At 59.3% G+C, this 16179-nt stretch carries 14 protein-coding genes; 6 read left to right on the top strand and 8 right to left on the bottom strand.

Annotated features, from left to right (window positions below):
- Window positions 1-83: 83 nt before the first annotated feature.
- The 6 genes from RHM60_RS03845 to RHM60_RS03820 are packed head-to-tail and all read right to left on the bottom strand — an operon-like array spanning window position 84 to window position 7261.
- The gene (locus RHM60_RS03845) at window positions 84-1919 is read right to left on the bottom strand and encodes a carbamoyltransferase C-terminal domain-containing protein (protein WP_322213686.1); all 1836 of its coding nucleotides are present in this window, start codon (window positions 1917-1919) and stop codon (window positions 84-86) included.
- Window positions 1920-1949: 30 nt separating this feature from the next.
- On the bottom strand, window positions 1950-2090 hold the full coding sequence (locus RHM60_RS03840; RefSeq protein WP_322213685.1) for a hypothetical protein: 141 nt from the start codon (window positions 2088-2090) through the stop codon (window positions 1950-1952).
- 7 nt (window positions 2091-2097) lie between these two features.
- Window positions 2098-3201: an SGNH/GDSL hydrolase family protein gene (locus tag RHM60_RS03835; protein ID WP_322213684.1), complete on the bottom strand. Its 1104-nt coding sequence runs from the start codon at window positions 3199-3201 to the stop codon at window positions 2098-2100.
- A 16-nt stretch (window positions 3202-3217) separates the two neighbouring features.
- Window positions 3218-3391, bottom strand: coding sequence for a hypothetical protein (locus RHM60_RS03830; RefSeq protein WP_159440234.1), 174 nt, complete (start codon window positions 3389-3391; stop codon window positions 3218-3220).
- A gap of 39 nt (window positions 3392-3430) precedes the next feature.
- Window positions 3431-5269, bottom strand: coding sequence for a carbamoyltransferase (locus RHM60_RS03825; RefSeq protein ID WP_322213683.1), 1839 nt, complete (start codon window positions 5267-5269; stop codon window positions 3431-3433).
- Between the two features lie 15 nt (window positions 5270-5284).
- Window positions 5285-7261 (bottom strand): iron-containing redox enzyme family protein, encoded by a 1977-nt coding sequence (locus tag RHM60_RS03820; protein ID WP_322213682.1) that lies wholly within the window; start codon window positions 7259-7261, stop codon window positions 5285-5287.
- Between the two features lie 363 nt (window positions 7262-7624).
- Between RHM60_RS03820 and RHM60_RS03815 the strand changes: the two genes are divergently transcribed.
- On the top strand, window positions 7625-8401 hold the full coding sequence (locus RHM60_RS03815) for an alpha/beta hydrolase (protein ID WP_322213681.1): 777 nt from the start codon (window positions 7625-7627) through the stop codon (window positions 8399-8401).
- Here the strand turns inward: RHM60_RS03815 and RHM60_RS03810 are convergent.
- Window positions 8398-10827 (bottom strand): penicillin acylase family protein, encoded by a 2430-nt coding sequence (locus RHM60_RS03810; RefSeq protein ID WP_322213680.1) that lies wholly within the window; start codon window positions 10825-10827, stop codon window positions 8398-8400. The two genes, RHM60_RS03815 and RHM60_RS03810, sit on opposite strands and share 4 nt — an antisense overlap.
- A complete protein-coding gene (locus RHM60_RS03805; protein ID WP_322213679.1) occupies window positions 10824-12053 on the bottom strand; it encodes a cation:proton antiporter in 1230 nt (409 codons plus the stop codon). Before RHM60_RS03805 ends, RHM60_RS03810 begins: the two co-directional genes overlap by 4 nt.
- A 230-nt stretch (window positions 12054-12283) precedes the next feature.
- Between RHM60_RS03805 and RHM60_RS03800 the strand changes: the two genes are divergently transcribed.
- The 5 genes from RHM60_RS03800 (at window position 12284) to RHM60_RS03780 (ending at window position 16174) form a co-directional block, all read left to right on the top strand.
- A complete protein-coding gene (locus tag RHM60_RS03800; RefSeq protein ID WP_322213677.1) occupies window positions 12284-12589 on the top strand; it encodes a hypothetical protein in 306 nt (101 codons plus the stop codon).
- Between the two features lie 97 nt (window positions 12590-12686).
- A complete protein-coding gene (locus RHM60_RS03795) occupies window positions 12687-13499 on the top strand; it encodes a hypothetical protein (protein ID WP_322213675.1) in 813 nt (270 codons plus the stop codon).
- 1 nt (window position 13500) lies between these two features.
- On the top strand, window positions 13501-14196 hold the full coding sequence (locus RHM60_RS03790; protein WP_074844803.1) for an SDR family NAD(P)-dependent oxidoreductase: 696 nt from the start codon (window positions 13501-13503) through the stop codon (window positions 14194-14196).
- Entirely contained in the window at window positions 14193-15560 is a 1368-nt protein-coding gene (locus RHM60_RS03785) for a long-chain fatty acid--CoA ligase (RefSeq protein ID WP_322213674.1), read from the top strand. The genes RHM60_RS03790 and RHM60_RS03785 overlap by 4 nt, the downstream gene beginning before the upstream one ends.
- Window positions 15557-16174, top strand: coding sequence for a hypothetical protein (locus tag RHM60_RS03780; RefSeq protein ID WP_322213673.1), 618 nt, complete (start codon window positions 15557-15559; stop codon window positions 16172-16174). The genes RHM60_RS03785 and RHM60_RS03780 overlap by 4 nt, the downstream gene beginning before the upstream one ends.
- Window positions 16175-16179: the final 5 nt, after the last annotated feature.

Raw genomic sequence — 16179 nt, 5'->3', positions numbered from 1 at the left:
TAGGCCCCGCCCCGCGCAGTCCCAGGGATTCGGCCATGTTCGAGACCGAGCTCAAGAGAAATTCGGCAAACGAGAACAGTGCGTCAGGGCTGATCTTCCTGGCGTAGGCGTAGACCCGCTCCATGGCGGCGTCGGCGCTCAGGCCGCTGAAGTCTTCGACATGCTCGCTGTAGCGTTCGATGATCTGGCGATTGTAGGCCGACACCGGGCTGACAATGCAGGTGTGGACCGAGGCGCGCTCGACCATCTTGGGGTAGAAATAATCCAGCGGTGGGCCGCCGATTGAATAGACGTAGAGGATTTTCTTTTTCATGGCGTTTCCTGGCGAAAGTGTCCGGGCTTAAATCCTGGGGTTTGAAGGTGCACAAGGTGTCGTTGTAGACGAAGCCGTCCAGCCCATTGGTTTTGCAGTAGTGGTACAGGTCGCTGGTGCGGTTGATGAAGCCCGTGCCGTTGAAATTCAGCGATGTATTGCACAGCACGCCGGCGCCGAAGCGATCCCGGAAGGCGCTGAGCAGTGCATGGATGCCGGGGTTCTGTTGCGCGTTCACGGTCTGTGCCCGTGCCGTGCCATCGACGTGGGTGATGGCGCCCAGGTCATGATTGATGACCTTCTGGAAATACAGCATGTGCGGTGACGGGCCCTGCCAGTCGAAGTGGCGGTGTACCTCTTCTTCCAGGCAAATGGGAGCCACGGGACGAAAGCCTTCGCGCTTTTTTATGGCGTTGAGGCGGTCGCGTGTTTGCGTCGAGAACGGCTCGGCCAGGATCGAACGGTTACCCAGGGCGCGTGGGCCAATCTCGCAGTTGCCCTGGGCCCAACCAATGATGTGCCCGGTGCCGATAAATTCGGCCAGTTTCGCCGGGTCCAGGGGCTCGCGATGCACATCCGGCATGTGGGGTTGATCGTCGACGAAAGCCTGGCCGCAATATACATCCCAACTGACCTTGGCCTTGCCGGTGAGGCGGCGCATGGCATCCACGGCCGTGCCGATGGCCGAGCCGGTGTCGTTGGTGCAAGGCGGCACGAAGACGTCATCGAACAGGCCGCAGTCTTTCCACATGGTGTTCCAGTCGCAGTTCAAACCACAGCCACCCACCACCAGAAGTGGGTGTTTGCCCTGGGTCAGGTGTTGCCTGGCGTACTGGTAGAAGCGATCGAACAGCGCATCCGAGAAACGTTTTGCCATGCGGGTGAAGTCAGGGTGTTCAAGGCCGATGTTGTAATACGGCGAGTCCTTCAGGTCGTCTTTGGCCAGGCTCAACAGAATGCTGTCGCGGTCCAGCAGGAAGTCGGTGAGTTCACGCTCCTGGGGCGTCATTTCGCCGGACTCACCATAGGAACACAGCGCCATTAATTTGCCGGGGTCCTCGAAACGCAGCTTGCCCTTGGGCAGGGTGAACGTCGGGTCCGCCAGTGCATAGAGGAAGCCATATTTGTTGCCCGGGGTTTTCATCACCGACCCCAGGTGCTGCACCTGCAGGTGCTCGTCGATGAAGTAGAAGTCACCCAATGCGCCTTCCCAGACCAGCGCATAGCACGGGCGACCCTGCTCGTAAGGTGACAGGCCATAGGCGCACCAAATGTGCGAGCTTTCATGGCTGGAGCTGAAGTATTGGACCTCTTTGCCAAACAGGTTGCGCGCTTGAACCAAGGTTTGTTCATCCGCTGTGCCGTAGTAGCCGGCACCAATCGAGGCGCCTTCATCCAGCGAGTTTTTGCCCCAGCCGCTGATCGCGACCACGTCAGGCACCTGGTCCATCAAACCGGCCGCTTCGACGAATTGATGGGGATTGAAGGCTTCATAGCGCGGGAAGCTGTCTTTCTCGGCTTCAAACGACCACAGCAACTTTTGCTGGTCGCTGTCGATCAGGGCCACGGCACCGTCGTGCCCGGGTTTCATGGAAAAAATCTGCATGGGGTCTTCCTTGGCGAATGATGGTTGGCTTCAACGCAGTGGATAGATCGAGTTGGGTTTTTTCTTCTTGCGTTTGAACAGGCGGCTGAGGACCTGCTTGAGCGTGCCAAGCAAACCTTTGGATGCTGTCTTGCCGGCCGGTGGAAGGTCGTGGGCTGGGGTTTTTTTCATGCTGGGCTCACTGGGTAATCAAGTGGTGGTGGATAAGGCGGGCGGCCTCGTCATAGCCGGCGTCGTTAAAGTGCACGCGGTCGACGAAGACCGTCTGTGACAGCAGTGGGGAATGCCGGTACATCAGGTTCATGTCGAAAAAATCGATGCCTAACCGCCGGCATTCACGCTCGATGGCCGATGCGAACGGCGCGTGGTTTTCGGGACGCAGGATCTGGCTGAACAGCCGCCAGAAGTTGTTCGGGCAGCTGTCAATTGCATGGAAGATGGCCTCTTCGTCTTCGGTCAGAAAGTCGCGGGTCCAATAGGCCATGGGCTGCAGTACGAAGGTCAGGCGCGCATTGAACGGGGCAAGCAATTGCTGCCATTGCTTGAGGGCGTTGCTCACGACCCAGGCCGCTCGTTCGAGTCGCTGCGCATTGTCGGTGGCGCTGTCATCAATGATTTTGTCCGCGGGGTTTTCCTGGCTGACCTGGCCGTCCAGGTAGTGCTTGAACCGGCTTAACCACCCGCCGCGTTTATCCAGGTCGGAGGCGTAAGTGTTGGTCCGGCGCTTGAGGTCGTCGTTGTACTTGCCCATGTAATGGTCGTACTCATACGAGTAGTAATAGCGCCCGTGCTCGGTGGCCAGCTCGTCCGGCAGCCCCTCCAGCGTGAGGGTGTTCATGCCGCTGAACACCACCACGTTTTGGATCGCCTGGAAGCGATGCTGATGCATCAGGAACATCACCACCTCTTGCACCGCGTTGTAGCCACGCCCGCCGAAGTTGATCCAGGGCGCGTCGCTATGGGCGGACAGCCGCGAGGCCACGGTCCAGTCATCAGTGGATGCGCCGGTGCCCAGGGTGGTCGAGCCGCCCACCAGGATATTCACCGGTGCGTCGGCCGGCAGTTGGGCGACACTGACCTGGGTATCGCGGTAGCGGCTCAGGCGAAAGCCAAAGGCGTCGGTATTGATTACCTCCGAGCGATAGTTGGGGTGATGGAAGAACATGGTGTAGGGCAACCAGCGCACACCCAGGTACATGAATTCATCGTATTCACGGATCTGTGGGGTCAACCGATAGACTTCCTGCACCGCGGCTTCGTGGGAAAGGGCAGCTGTTGGCATGGCGTACCTGTACGGGTCAAAGGGCTGGGCGTTTAGCCGTCGAGGCCGGGTTGAAATAGCTGTGCGGTGACTTCTTGCGCTTCAATTGCAACGGGTCGACGAAGATCGACAGCGCAAGCCCTACCGGCAGCAGGGCGACAAACAGCAATGCCAGCACTGGCACGAGCAAGTATTTGATCAAGGTCAGCATGGTGAACAGGTCCGGTCAGTGGGCGGGTGGCAGGGTGGATCAATCGAGTTCGAATTCGGTGCGCCAATCTCCGTCGCCTTGCAGCGCCGGTTGCTGGTCTTTTTCCATCACGTAGTGACCGATGACCAAGTCGTCCATGTGAGTGCGCAGGAAGCACAAGTAAGCGTTTTGCGGTGTTTCGACGATGGGTTCGCCGCGCACGTTGAACGACGTGTTGATCAGCACCGGGCAGCCGGTGAGCGCGTGGAAGCGCTGCAGCAGGGCGTGGAAGGCACTGTTGGAATATTGGTTGACGGTTTGTACGCGAGCCGAATAGTCGACATGGGTCACCGCAGGAATGTGCGAGCGCACCACTTTGAGTTTTTCGATGCCCTGCAGCGGCTTGTCGATCACCGGCGTCAAACTCACCTCGGCGCTGATCGGCACCACAAACAGCATGTATGGGCTGCTGCTGTTCAAGTCGAACCAGGTGGCGGCGTGGTCTTCCAGCACGGCCGGGGCGAACGGGCGAAATGACTCGCGGTTCTTGATCTTGAGGTTCATCACGCTTTGCATATCCGGGTTGCGCGGGTCACCGAGGATCGAGCGCGAGCCCAGTGAGCGCGGGCCGAACTCCATCTTGCCCTGGAACCAGCCGATCACCCGGCCGGCGGCGAGTTTTTCGGCGACGATCTGGCTGCGTTCTTCATCGCTGACTTTGCGGTAGACGGCACCGCAGGCATTCAATGCTGCTTCCACCTGCACGTCGTTGTAGCAACTGCCGAGCAACGAACCGGCCATGCGGTCCGCCACCTGGCTGGGGCGTACGGCCTGGCGGCGTTCGTACCAGCCGGTATAGGCGGCCCCCAAGGCCCCGCCGCTGTCGCCGGCGGCAGGTTGCACCCAGATCGATTCGAAGATGCCCGATTCCAGCAATTTGCCATTGGCGACGCAGTTGAGTGCCACGCCGCCGGCCATGCATAAATGGCGGGCGCCGGTTTGCGCTTTGATGGTTTGGGCCAGCTTGAGAATCACGCCTTCCAGCACCTGCTGCACCGAGGCCGCCAGGTCGAACTCGCGCTGGGTAATCTGGCTTTCGGGTTCGCGACGAGGGCCACCGAACAGCTGGGCAAATTTTTCGCTGACCATGCAATCGCCGACGGCGTAATCGAAGTACGACATATCGAGCCAGAAGCTGCCGTCGTCTTTGACGTCAATCAGGTGGTCGAGAATGGTTTTCGCATAGACCGGATTGCCGTAGGGGGCCAGGCCCATCAGTTTGTATTCGCCTGAGTCAACCTTGAACCCGCAGAAATAGGTAAAGGCCGAGTACAGCAAGCCCAGTGAATGGGGAAAGCGGATGTCCCACAACGGCTTGAGGTCCTTGCCATTGCCCCACCAGGCGGACGTGGTGGCCCATTCGCCGACGCCGTCGATACACAGCACCGCTGCCTCGTCGTAGGGGCTGGCGTAGAACGCCGAGGCCGCATGGGACTGGTGATGGTCGATATAACTGATGGCAGGGCAGTACCCGTCGGCGGTACGGCAGCTGGCAAGCTCACGCTTCAACGTGCGCTTGATGTGGACTTTTTCAGTCAGCCAGGCGGGCATTTCAGACAGGAACGAACCCATTCCCTTGGCGCCGAAATTCAGGTACGTCGCGCCGATACGGCTGAGTTTCTTGTAGGGGTTTTCGTAGTAATAAATATGGTTGACCTGGGAGAGCGTGATACCCGCTTGCTCCAGGCAGAAGTCGATCGCATTGCGCGGGAATCGAGCGTCCTGTTTCTTGCGGCTGAATCGCTCTTCCTGAGCTGCCGCGACAATGTGTCCATCGCCCAACAGCGCTGCGGCGCTGTCATGATAATAGGCGGAAATGCCAAGTACATAGCAAGTCACGTATGCGTCCTCGATTCAGCGAGATAAGGTTGGAGAAGGGTAAAAGGTGTTGCGTGCCCACCAGCTCTTCAGGTTCTTCTGCGGGGCGCGCAAGGCGCGATAGCCGATCCAGATGCGTTGCCACAACGCCTGGGCGCTTTCGGGCAAGTGCGCGCATTCGTCCATAAAACCTTCGATAGCCTGCACGGCCATGGCCGAATGGCCGGTGGCAACGTTGTCGATGGTGTTGTGCAGGTCGACGAAGTGGGTGGGGAATCCGTAGTGACGCAGCTCGTCACGCGCCTGGCGGTACGCGCCGCCCACCCCCGACATTTCCATGGCCAGGTTCAGGCCCAGGGTTTCCGGCAGGAAGTGACGTGGAAACAGCGATAACGACAACCAGAACACGGGCACGTCAAAATCTTCATCGTCGAAACCGTCCCAGTCTACGAAGGCTCGTTGTTCGAAGTCCGGCAGCTCGACACCCATCGCAGTCATCAACTGGCGATAGATGTTCGCGTGGTTCTGGCGGATATCTCCGTTGCCGATTTCATCCGAATAAATCTGGTAGAACAGCGAGCCGGTAGGGCTGTCCAGCAGCCCAGGGGCGCACCAGTGTTGAAGCCAGGCGCCATCGATGAAAATCATCGGGCACAACGACACGGCTTCTTCGATGACCTGTTCGCGCGACTTTTCGATTTCGCACTGACGCGTGTAGGCCTGCACCTGCCCGAGCGCCTTGGCGTCATACCAGGCGCGCAGTTGACCGGCGTCATAGACAGGCAGCGGCATGGCGCCGTCGTCAGGCGCGGCGTTGGCGCGGGTCTGAGCCAGCCAGCGCACGGCGAAGGCGCGTGCTTGCAGGCGCGCGTCCGGGAAACGCTCGATGTTGATCAACTGGTGATACAGCGTGCGCGCGCCGGTGCGTCGTGGCACGCTAAACGGTTCACTTATCAGTTGGCCAGGCTCGGAGGGTGTCGCTGGCGCGACCTGCTCGACTGCGGCTACTGTCGTGGGCGCGTGTTCGGCCAGATCATTGATCCAGTTGCGGATCACCACCAGGTCGGCCTCGTTGAAAATGCGAAACATCGGGCCTTTGAAGCTGATCAGTTCGTTGATCAACCGACTGCGCTGCGGCTGACCGGGCACTACCCAGCGCGAGCGCCCCAAGACATCGACAAAGCGCGAGGGGTTGCTGCTCATCAGTTCGTCGAACGCCAGCCCATCCATCTTCATGTTGGCGTGATAACCCTGGGCGTACCTGGCCTTGTCCTGAACCAGCCGGATCATTTGTTGGCGCGCCCCTGTCCGCCCTTGTGCGACCCAGTGCTGCAGGCCTTCAAGCCATTTCTGCATGATCGCCATGCTCAGGTTGAAACCGGCTTCAATGTCCCGGCAGGCGTCGATCAGCGAGGCACCTGGGCTGCTTAAAACATGCACGATAGCGTCGGCGATCACCGTGTCCAGGCGCTGTGCCTGCAACCACTGCATCTGTTGAAGATAAGCCGTGCAGCTCAGCGAGCGGACGAGATGCGGCAGTGGGTAGACGGTTTCAAACAACGCGGCGCCAAGCAGTTTTGCCTTGTACTTTTCAGGTTGGCTCGCCAGGCTCAGGCGCAGTTCCGTGAGGGTCCAGGCATCCGGCAGCAGGTGTGGGTCGCGGGCTGCCCGGGGGGACGAAATCGCCGGCAGATAAATGCCCAGGTGTTCAAGAAATTGGCGATACAAGCGATTGGGGTTGCGGTCCAGCCGTGCTTCGCCCATCTGAGCGCTGTGCATGCGATGCATCAGGCAGGACAGCGGCAGGTGCGAACGGCAGGCGCTTGAAGCACTGTGCAAAAGGCTGCCGTGGGTTAGCCCTTGCGGCGCATATTGGCGGGCAATGAAGTCTGCGGTTCCTGTGCACGGCAGGTACAGGGATGGGTCATGGCTGGCAGCGCTGGCGCGTTCGAGCAGTGCGCTGGCGATGTGCTCGGGGAGTGTGGCGTCGAACGATGCGAGGTCAAGCTGCAACCAGGCAGGGGCGCAAGCGAAGCGTTGTTCAATCAACGCCAGGCAGGCATCGGCGTGCTCGTGTATGAGGGGTTGAGTTCTGCACTTAATAACGCGTCAACCGTGTACCGCGGCATCTGGGGCGCTGCAGCGCGAATACCAACGTCAATCTGAACGTCCATGTGCATGTCCTGAAATAGTGCGCCTGCCCCGGCGCTTGTTGTTGTCTTTCAATCGCTTGGCAGGTGTTGGCAACACAGCTGGACGCAGAATCTAGTGAGTTCAGGAATGCCTCGCAACCTACCTGATCTGAGGGGTAGTAGAGGTGTTCGGGAGCGTGTTAACTAAGGGGTTGGTTCAACTTTTAGACCCAGGGAGAACACCATGAACACTGGCGAACAGACTCCGGTCATTTTTATCAATGGCCTTATTGGAACCTTGAAATCGCAACTGAGCGAGCAAGCGTTTTCGGGGCGGCCGATGGCAGCACCAGACCTGCTTGGCTATGGCTGTGAAGCTGAGCGGCAGGCGGGAGTTATCGATATTGCGGCGCAGGTCGAGCACCTCGAGCAGAAGATCGCGCAGCAATTGGGTGAGCGTAAAGTGCACCTGGTCGGGCATTCCGTCGGTGGGGTGGTGGCGTATCTGTTTGCCTTGCGCTACCCGGAGCGGGTGGCAGGGGTGGTCAGCGTGGAAGGCAATTTCAGCCTCAAGGATGCATTCTGGTCTTCGTCGGTGGCGCGCGCGCCGGCCCAGGAAGTCGCCGACATGCTGGCCGGCTATCGCGCGCAGCCGCACACCTGGCTGACCAAAGCCGGGCTTGCGGCCGAGGCGCCGCTGCTTGAGCGCGCGCAGGCGTGGCTGGCGCATCAACCGGCGGGCACGCTGCAGGCGATGGCCAAGTCCGTGGTGGCGATTACCGGTGCGCCCGACTACCCAGAGCAATTGCAGCGTCTGTTCGAGCGCACGCCGGTGCACCTGCTGGCAGGGGAGCGTTCGGTGTCAGGCTGGGACATCCCGGCCTGGGCACATTCTGCCAGCCACGGCCTGACCTTGATGCCGGATACCGGCCATCTGATGATGCTGGAGGACCCGGCCGGTTTTGCTCGATGTTTGGCTGCGATCCTCGTACAGCTCGACCAGCAGACGGCACGGGCCTAAGGCGCGGGCCGCAACTGCAAGGTGCTTTGGGTGGCCCGGGCAATGTCCGTCGAGGACAGGTGCAGCACTTGATACTCGCCACGCACAAAGGGCAGGGCCTGGTCCTGATAGTGCCGGTTGAAGGGAACGCCGCTCTGCCCCACAGGCAATATGCCCTGCGCCTGGTCCGGCATCGCCAGGTCGATCACCCGGCGCGTTGAAGGGCCGTAGGTGACCGACCAAGGCGCCGCGCTCAGCGGCGCAGAGAAATTGTTCGGCACTTCGTGGCTGCCGGGTACCGCGTAAGGGCCCACGTTAAGCAGCGGCGCCAGCAGTTTTTGACTGCCCAGCGGATGCATCTGGGTCAGTTGGTGCGCTTTGCCCCATTGCCAATGTGCGGTGTCGGTGCCGAGGGTGGCCTGCAGGTGCGCGACGCTGGTCTTCCAGGCGCGCACCACCACATCGGTGCGCTGCTGTACCGCCGGTTGAGTCTTGTCCTGCCACCAGGGTGAATGCTCATCGGCGGCCAGGCGCGGCAAGGCGGCATCCAGGACGCGGGTGGCGAGCAGGTTCTGGAACATCACATCACCGAGTTCATCGTGCAAGGCGCCGTAGCCGAGGTCATAGAGGAACTGGTTGAACAGCGTCGGGTTGATCGAGTCCAGCGGGTAATCGCCCGGCCATTGTGCCAGGCCCTCCAGCCACTGGCGTTGCAGTGGGTCGTCAATCGCCGCCCGCAGGATCGGCAATAGAGGTTGTAATACACGCTGGGCGTAGCCGGTTTGTGTATCGAGCTGCAGTTGCTTGCTCTTGTCGATGCTCCAGTGCGCGTCCTGGGCCAATTGCCGGTTCAGGCGTTGGCCGCGGTCGGGCAGGTTGTAATACCCAGGTATTGTCTGGCCGGCAGGCGAGGCGGGCTGGGCGTTGGCGGAGACGATATAGCCCCTGGCCGGGTTTTCTTCATGTGGGTTGGCGCTGAAGGGGTAATAGCCGAGCTTGTCGGCCTGATCGGTGCTGCCATCGAGGATGAAATTCGGGTCGACCTGTGGGGGCCGCTTGGGCAGACCTGCCGCGGCCCACCAGGCAATGTCGCCCTGGGCATTGGCGTAGACCACGTTGAGTCCCGGCGCCTTGATCAGCGCCGCCGCCGAGCGGGCCTTATCCAGGGTATCGGCCCGGTTGAGTTGATAGAAGGCGTCCACCACCGAATTGGGGCCATCCAGGTACGCCCACCACATTGCGATGGGGCGACCGGGGGCATTCTCGCCCAGTGCATCATTGATGATGGGGCCGTGGGGCGAGCGTCGCAGGCGCAGCATGACCGGGTCGGCATCACGCACTTCGATACGCTGTTGTTCTTCCTCCAATGTTACCCAATGGCCCTGGTACCAGACCTGTTCGGTGTTGTCAGGGTTGGTGGTTTCGGCAATCAGGTCGATGTCGTCGTTCTGGAACATGGTCAGGGTCCAGGCGAAGGCGTTGTTGTGCCCCAGCAAGGCGAACGGCACCAGGCTTTCATAGTCGCCATAGAGTTCGAAGCCGGGAGCGTTGAGGTGCGCCTCGTACCACACTGACGGCACCGAAAAACGAATGTGCGGATCACCTGCCAGCAGTGGCTTGCCGCTTTGGCTGCGTTGGCCGGACACGACCCAGGCGTTACTGCCCTCCATTTGCGGCAGCCCGGCGTCGCTCAAGGCCTGTTCGCTGAGTTGCGCCAAGGCCGTCAGGGATTTCCAGTCTTCACCGGTCAAGGGTTGGCCGGCAATGGCGCCCTGCGGATTCCAACTGCGATCGAACAGGTCCAGGTAAGGCTCACCCAAGGTGTCCCTGACATAGGTCAGCAAGGGCTCGGTACGAAACGCTGCGGCAAAGCTGTAAGCCATGTACCCGACAACGCTGTAGACGTCCTGCGCGGTGAACGGCCGTCTTTCAATTCCCAGCAGGTCGAACTCAACCGGGAGCGGGCCCTGCTGTTGGTAGGCGTTGATACCATCCAGGTAGGCCTGCAAGGCATGCCATGCCGGGCTGTCATGATCGGCGTGAGTCACCTGCCAGTCGGCCTGCTCCCGGATGCGCAGCGTACGAAAGAGTTTGTCGGTGGGCAGTAGCTTGCTGCCCAGCACCGCCGCCAATTCACCACGGGCCAGGCGCCGCAGCATTTCCATCTGGAACAGGCGCTCCTGGGCATGCACGTAGCCCAGGGCACGGTATGCATCCGCTTGATTACCTGCGGTGATATGCGGCACGCCGCGTTCATCGAACTGCACGTTGACCGGCGCCTGCAGCCCGGGCAGGTCAGCCACCCCCTGGCGGCGCGGCTGTTTGCCATATAGGTAGAAAGATACACCGACGGCGCCAATCAACAGCACGATAATTAACGCAGCGCCGCTACGTTTGAACCGGCGTGACCGCACCACGGCAGTGGCGGGGGTATTGAGTGCGGTCATGGCATGTCCAACCTTTGGCGCGCAGGGCGTAGCCTATCCAGAATGTTTAGTAAGGGGCCGGTCATGACGGTGGTGACCACGGTCATGATGACGAAGAGGGTGAACAACTCCTTGCCGATAATCCCCAGGTCGAGTCCGACTTTTAATACCACCAGTTCCATCAGTCCTCTGGCGTTCATCAGTACCCCGACGCTCAGTGCTACTGGTGCCGGATAACCGGCCAGACGCGCGCCCAATGCACCGCCCAGCAACTTGCCACAGATGGCCACCAACAGCACCAGGGCCAGGAGGCTGATACCCACACCGGAAAACGTCGCTGCAGTAGTGTTGAGCCCGGCCAAGGCGAAGAAGCTGGGCATCAACACGATCACCGCCATATGTTCTACGCGCTCGACCAGCATGTTCAGTAGCCGTTGATCGCGAGGCAGGCACGCGCCGAAGAGGAACGCGCCAAACACGGCGTGCACCTGCAACCATTCGGTGATGCTGCCGTAGAGCAGTGCTCCACAGAGCAGTACCGCAAGCAAGGGCAGGGTGGTCGTGTCGCCCAGTGCGGTTATCCACCGAGCCAGCAGCGGACGCACGCACCAGAATGAGGCGCAGCACAGCGCCAACAGGCCGCACAGTCTGAGGATGAGAACCTGCCATTGATGATCCAACTGCAAGCTCATGGCCGTGATTGCCAACAACACCCACGCGCAAATATCACTCACGGCGGCGGCCATCAGCGAGAGCGCGCCGACTTCGCTATCGAGCATCTGCCGTTCCTTGAGAATGCGCGCCAGCACCGGAAAAGCGGTCACCGAAAACAGCGTTGCAATGAACAGGTTAAACCCCAGGTGCGGTGTGCCAGCAGGCGCGAAGCTGCTGTAGAGCACGGGCGTAATCGCAATGCCCAGTATGAAGGGCAGGAAAATGCTGCTTCCGGCGACCAGCAAGACTTTGCCCAGTGCGTTGGCCGAGCGCTGAACCGGCATTCGAAACTCGGCGCCGACGACGAACATAAATAACAGGATGCCCAAGTCACTGAGTACTTTTAAGTGAGTGATGGCGTCGCCCTTAAATAGTGCATGGTGTGCTTCGGGAAATAGCAGGCCAAGAACTAAGGGCCCTAATACAAAGCCGGCGATCATTTCGCCAACCACTTCCGGTTGCCCTAACTTTTTTAGGAAGGCACCCGCAACCTTGGCCGTTAATATTATGAAGACAATGGGCAGGAAGAGCATGTGGTTACCTTGTTGGGTTAGTCAAAGACGTGGGGCACCGAGCGTCTATTTATTCATCGCGTGCTTGCAGGTCGGCGCTGGATCTTAGCGGAGCGGCCATAGTTAAAAAACCTACCTGATCTGGTAGTTTTTTTTGTTCAGATGAACCTGTTAGGTTTTATCCACTACCGGCTGCGCGCATTTTTTAAATGCGCCCGGCTCTTGTTCAATGATTATCCGGAAGGTCGATTATGCGAGACGCGATATTTACTATCATTCATGGCGCGTTAATTGAAATTAATGCCACGCGTAAAGAAAAGATTGATTTATCGAGTATTGATTCGTTGGCGCTTTATGGGACCACGGGCGTATTCGATTCCATGCAGTTGGTGAGTTTTCTTGCGGCGGTGGAGGAAGGACTTGACGACGAACTTGGCATTGAAATTTCGTTGACCTCGGAAAAAGCCGTCTCCCAGACCATCAGTCCTTTCAGCAGCGTCAGTTGCCTGATGGATTTCATCATCGCCGAGCAACAGCCGTTGTTGGCATCCGCCTGATTGGCACCCTGCAGGGAGCACTGACGTGAACGTGACGGTTCGTAGGGCGCTGAGCGCTGATATGTATCCCGTGTGCAAGCTATTGCGCGAATCTACCTTGAACTCCAACTGGATTGGCGTGAGCGTGCGCAAGCGCATGTTTACTGATGTGTGGTCCGGCGGTGAAGACTACTTTGGCTATGTGATGCTTGATGGCGACACGGTGGTGGGGTTTCTGGGTTTGCTCTTCACCACCCAGCCCTGTAACGGCGAGCAGCGTTTCTGCGAGTTGCACAGTTGGTATGTACAGGCCGAGTACCGCAAGGAAAGCTTGAAATTGCTACTGCCGGTGCTGTCGATGCGCAAAGTCACGCTGCTTAACTACACGCCTACACCTGACGTTTATGAGATCAGCAAAAAATTCGGGTTTACCGATCTGGAAACCGACCTGCAGCTGATTTACCCGCTGCCCAACCCGTTGAACATACGTCGCCGCTATCGTCTGGAAACCGATATTCATCGGGTTGTCGGCTGGTTGAATGAGCAAGAAGCCGTGGTGTTCCAGGACCACGCCGGGGTGGAGTGCCGACACCTGATGATTGTCGATTCGCAGACGGCGCAATCGTGCTACCTGATCGTCAAGCGCATGACCCGGCGCTGGTTCGAACCTATCGGCCGGGTGCTCTATATCGGCAACCCGGCGCTGTTCGCGCGCAGCCTCGACAGTTGGCGGTTGTCATTATGTCTGCGCCTGCGCGTGCAATGCCTGGTGAGTAATGCCGAGGAACTGGCCGAGTGGTCCCTGGGGGGATCGCGGGTTATCAAGCGCGAAGTACCGTCGTTGATAAAACACGCCTCAGGCAGCTCACAGAGTACTCAAATTAAACCGCTGTATAGTTTGCCGTTACTTATCGGCTATAAGTTGCATTGATATGATTATATTGCTGACCGGTACACGCAAAGGCGTGGGCAAAGAAGCGGCATTGTATTTTCTTGAACACGGCCATGTCGTCGTGGGCTGCAGTCGTGGAGAAGGTTCAATTGAACATGAACGATACACGCACTTTTGCCTGGATCTGAACGACGCCAGTGCCGTCAGGAACATGATTAAACATGTGCGTCTCGTCCATGGGAAATTGGATGTGCTTATTAATAACGCGGGTGAGGCGACTATGGCGCCGTTTCAACTAACGCCGACTGAAACCGCTCGCGACTTGTTTGCAAGCAATGTATTCGGGCTGATCAATGTGACCCGTGAAGCCGTCAAGTTAATGCAAAAGAATGACGGCCCCAGTGCCATCGTCAATATCTCTACCGTGGCGACACACTGGGCCATCCCCGGGCAGTCGGTCTATGCCGCGAGCAAGGCTGCGGTGGAGCAACTGACGCGCACTTTGAGCAAGGAATTGTCCGGCTTTGGTATTCGCGTCAACAACCTGGTACTGCCGCTGTATCGCAGCGCCCTGACTCGCACACTTCCTCAAGAGATTAAACAGAAGATGATTGAACGCCAGACGATTGCCAGGCCCTGCGTGTTTGCCGACCTGATCGGGCCATTGACGTTTCTGATCTCCAGCCAGTCGGTCTTTGTCACTGGCGAAACCTTGAGCCTGGGTGGTGTGCAATGAGCCGCGAAGCCTTGCTCGCGACACTGGGCGAACCCGCAGAGCGCACGGCGCTGTTGCACGGTGAACGGCAGTGCACTTACGCCGAACTGCTGACTCGGGTGCAGCAGTGTCTCGGGTGGCTTGTCGACCAGGGCGTCAAGCCGGGCGATGCGGTGATCCTCCACACCGATTACGGCGTGTCGGCGGTCGCCGCGTTGCTGGCCCTGTACCTGAACCGCAACATTGTCGCGCCGCTGGTGGACCTAAGTGAGCGAGCCCTGCTGACCTTGCAGGGCGCCGCACGCTGTGAGCACCGCATCGAGATTATTGATGAGAACTGGATCCATCACGGGTTGGTACGGCAAGCCACCGATGACACCCCCGCTTACTACAACGCACTGCGTGACAAGGGCCGCGCCGGCCTGGTGCTGCTGAGCAGCGGCAGCACCGGGGCGCCCAAGGCGATCCTGCATGACTTTGACGATCTGGTCGACACCAAGGTGGGCAAGGAACACAAAAAGCCGATGTCGATATTGATGTTCCTGCTGTTCGATCACATTGGCGGTTTGAACTCGTTGCTCAACACTCTGACCGTCGGTGGTTGCGCGGTGATGCCGGTGGACCGCGCGCCCGAGGCCATCTGCGCGCTGATCGCACGGCATGGCGTCAAAGTCGTCCCCGTCAGCCCGACTTTTCTCAACCTGATCCTCATGGGCCGGCATCACCAACAGCATGACCTGTCGTCGGTGCGGCTGATTACCTATGGCACGGAAAGCATGCAGCAAAGCCTGCTCAAGCGGGTTCAGCAGGCATTTCCCAAGGCCAGGATGCTGCAAACCTTCGGCACCAGCGAAACCGGGATCAGTGCCACGGTCAGTCAGTCGTCGGCCAGTACCTTCTTCAAACTGGCGGACACCAACACCCAGTTCCGGATTGTCGACGGTGAGTTGCAGCTCAAGACCCGCAGCCAGTTCGTCGGCTACCTGAACCAGGACACCGATAACGTCACCGAGGACGGCTGGTTCCGCACCGGCGACCTGGTGGAGCAGAACGAAGAAGGCTACTTGCGCATCCAGGGGCGGCAAAAGGAACTGATCAACGTGGGAGGGCTGAAGGTGCTGCCTACCGAGATCGAGGATGTGATGTTGCGCAGCGCGCTGATCGACGATTGCGTGGTGTACGGCATGCCCAACGCCATCACCGGCCAGGCCGTGCACATGGATGTAAAGGCCACCGGTGTCGCCTGCAAGAAGGCCCTCAAGCAGCATGTGCTTGAACATCTGGCCGCTTGTCTTGAGGCCTATAAGTTGCCGGTCAAGGTCAACAAGGTCGATGAAATCGCCTTTTCCAACCGCTTCAAGAAAACCCGTGCGGTGGTCTCATGAGCGCAATCGTGATCCTTGGCGCCGGGCGCTTTGCGCTAGAGCTGGCGAGCTACCTGCAAGAAATCGAGCCCTCGGCGGTGGTGCGTCACCTAGCGGTGCAGGGTGAAAGCGAGGTCGCCGCCGTGGTCGAACCATGGCCCACCGACTACCTGGACGTGCGTGACCGCTACGTACTGGGCGTGGCTGATATCGCCCTGCGCCAAACGTTGATCGACGCGTATTTCAGCGACGGTCGCTTGTCGGCCCCCAACTTCATTCATCCCTCGGTGCGCCATCGCCTGGACCTTGGCGCCAGTCGCGGCAATGTGATCGCCGCCGACTGCCATATAGGGGTCAATACCCGGGTCGGTTCCTGGAACATGATCAATTACCACAGCAGCGTGGGTCATCACTCGCAGTTGGGTAACAACAACTTCCTGTCGCCGCATTTCAATGCCGGCAACAGCATCACCCTCGGTAGCCGCTGTTTCATCGGGCTCAGCACGGTGGTCACGCCGCAGACGGTGATCGAAGACGACGTCACGGTTCAAGCCGGTTGCACCCTCAGTGACTGCATTCCGGCCCATTCGCATTGCACATCCACAGCCCGTCAGAAAATCCTTCAACTGGTCTAAAGGAG

The sequence above is a fragment of the Pseudomonas sp. MH9.3 genome (assembly GCF_034354675.1).
GTDB lineage: Bacteria > Pseudomonadota > Gammaproteobacteria > Pseudomonadales > Pseudomonadaceae > Aquipseudomonas.
Note: the sequence above shows the minus strand (reverse complement) of the source record. Positions and strands in the feature narration are given on the sequence as shown.

Coding starts and splice junctions, on each gene's coding strand:
- RHM60_RS03790 (WP_074844803.1), top strand. CDS start 13,501: ATGATTATATTGCTGACCGGTACACGCAAAGGCGTGGGCAAAGAAGCG.
- RHM60_RS03830 (WP_159440234.1), bottom strand. CDS start 3,391: ATGCTGACCTTGATCAAATACTTGCTCGTGCCAGTGCTGGCATTGCTG.
- RHM60_RS03800 (WP_322213677.1), top strand. CDS start 12,284: ATGCGAGACGCGATATTTACTATCATTCATGGCGCGTTAATTGAAATT.
- RHM60_RS03805 (WP_322213679.1), bottom strand. CDS start 12,053: ATGCTCTTCCTGCCCATTGTCTTCATAATATTAACGGCCAAGGTTGCG.
- RHM60_RS03845 (WP_322213686.1), bottom strand. CDS start 1,919: ATGCAGATTTTTTCCATGAAACCCGGGCACGACGGTGCCGTGGCCCTG.
- RHM60_RS03815 (WP_322213681.1), top strand. CDS start 7,625: ATGAACACTGGCGAACAGACTCCGGTCATTTTTATCAATGGCCTTATT.
- RHM60_RS03785 (WP_322213674.1), top strand. CDS start 14,193: ATGAGCCGCGAAGCCTTGCTCGCGACACTGGGCGAACCCGCAGAGCGC.
- RHM60_RS03835 (WP_322213684.1), bottom strand. CDS start 3,201: ATGCCAACAGCTGCCCTTTCCCACGAAGCCGCGGTGCAGGAAGTCTAT.
- RHM60_RS03840 (WP_322213685.1), bottom strand. CDS start 2,090: ATGAAAAAAACCCCAGCCCACGACCTTCCACCGGCCGGCAAGACAGCA.
- RHM60_RS03780 (WP_322213673.1), top strand. CDS start 15,557: ATGAGCGCAATCGTGATCCTTGGCGCCGGGCGCTTTGCGCTAGAGCTG.
- RHM60_RS03810 (WP_322213680.1), bottom strand. CDS start 10,827: ATGACCGCACTCAATACCCCCGCCACTGCCGTGGTGCGGTCACGCCGG.